The 1,779-nt window shown below is 69.5% G+C and carries 2 protein-coding genes and 1 pseudogene; 1 reads left to right on the forward strand and 2 read right to left on the reverse strand.

Annotated elements, in window-relative coordinates; translation table 11 throughout:
* Both MCM47_RS40080 and MCM47_RS40085 read right to left on the reverse strand, forming a co-directional pair.
* A partial coding sequence (locus MCM47_RS40080; protein ID WP_238951766.1) for a formyltetrahydrofolate deformylase occupies positions 1-709 on the reverse strand: 709 nt, incomplete at its 3' end.
* 116 nt (positions 710-825) lie between these two features.
* Entirely contained in the window at positions 826-1,341 is a 516-nt protein-coding gene (locus tag MCM47_RS40085) for a hypothetical protein (protein ID WP_238951242.1), read from the reverse strand.
* Positions 1,342-1,513: 172 nt separating this feature from the next.
* Here MCM47_RS40085 and MCM47_RS40090 point away from each other — a divergent pair.
* Positions 1,514-1,779: pseudogene (locus MCM47_RS40090) on the forward strand (hypothetical protein); the annotation flags it as partial.

The following is a 1,779-nucleotide window of genomic DNA, read 5'->3' on the forward strand; positions in this document are numbered from 1 at the left end:
TGATCGGGCCCTCGTCCAGGTCGGCGGTGACGTAGTGCGCCGTGGCGCCGATCAGCTTCACGCCGCGGGCGTGCGCCTGGTGGTACGGCTTGGCGCCCTTGAAGCTCGGCAGGAAGGAGTGGTGGATGTTGATCACCCGGCCGGACAGCGCCGTGCAGAGCTCGTCCGAGAGCACCTGCATGTAGCGGGCCAGCACGACCAGCTCGACGTTCTCCTTGGCGACCAGGTCCAGCAGCTGCTGCTCGGCCTCGGCCTTGGTGTCCCGGGTGACCGGGATGTGGTGGAACGGGATCCCGTAGCCCTCGGTGAGGTCCCGGAAGTCGGTGTGGTTGGAGACCACCGCGGCGATCTCCACCGGCAGCGCACCGATCCGGGTGCGGAACAGCAGGTCGTTCAGGCAGTGCCCGAACTTGCTGACCATCAGGACGATCCGCATCCGCTCCGCGGTCGGGTGGATCTGCCAGTCCATCCCGAACGAGGCCCCGATCGCGGCGAAGCTGGCCCGCAGCTTGTCGGCGGTGATCTCCTCGACGGCGGAGAAGTGCACCCGCATGAAGAACAGCCCGCTGTCCCGGTCACCGAACTGCTGGCTGTCGATGATGTTGCAGCCGGTCATGAAGAGGTAGCTGGAGACCGCGTGGACGATGCCCTGCTTGTCGGGGCAGGACAGCGTGAGGACGTACTGGGCGCTGGCCGTCTGCTGTTCCACGTGGGGGGTATCCCGTCCTGAGGTCGTGCCGTCGGTGAGTGGTCCAGCGTGTCACATCCTGGACGGCAGCCGCCCCGCTGCCCGTACTGCGGGACGGCCCGGCTCACCGCGGGACGTCAGGACGAGGTCAGGATCCGCAGCACGTCCAGCGAGCGCGGCGGGGCGTCCGGGTCCTCACCGTCGTTGGTCGCGAGCTTGACGTGCGCCTCGCGGGCGGCCCGGACCGCCTCCGGCCAGCCGTGGTGTCCGAGGTAGGCGGAGGCCGGGGCGTCGGCACCGACCTCGTGCAGGATCCGGACCACCCGGAGCACCGCGACGTCCACCACCGCGGCCTCGGCCGAGTCGCGGAAGATCGTCCCGACGTACTTCTCGGCCGACCAGCGGTCCAGCCAGGTGTCCTCCACCAGGCGGTAGACGGCGTCGGTCACGTCGCCGAAGCCCGCACGGCCGGACAACCAGGTCTCCTGCTGGAACCCGGGGTCGGACAGCATGTGGAGCGCCGAGCGGAGACGGGCTCGCCAGCGCCACCAGGGCAGGTCGTTGAGCGGCATGCCGCCCATCGTGCTGGAGCGGTGGCCCGGACGAGAAGGGTTTCGGGCAGACCGATACGAAGAATCTGTGCTGGCGGACATGGCTGACGATCGTACGTTCCCCCACCGTTCGTGCTCCACTCCGCATCTACACGCGTCCGACCCTGGATTTCGACTTCCGTTGGTGAACCGTTCGCCGAGCGGTCCTCTCGGCTTGCGGCACCGGGGCTTGGCTGTTCCCGGTGCGCCGCAGCAGCCTCAGGAGGGAAGACCGATGAGCAGCCGAAGGGGCCCGTCCCAGGATCACAGCACGATCACCGAGCGGCAGCGTCGCCGCCCGATCGCCGCAGTCGCCGCCGCCGCGGCCCTGTTCCCGACCCTCTTCTCGGCCTCCGCGTGCGGCGGACCGGCCGATGCCGCCACCAAGAGCGGTGACCTCACCGTCATGACCTGGGCACCGTCCGGCACGGGCAGCGCCGACCGGCCCGGCATGACCGCTCTCGCCGAGGCGATCGGCAAGGACATCAACACCAAGGGCGG

It is taken from the genome of Kitasatospora sp. A2-31, assembly GCF_022288725.1.
Classification (GTDB): Bacteria; Actinomycetota; Actinomycetes; order Streptomycetales; family Streptomycetaceae; genus Kitasatospora.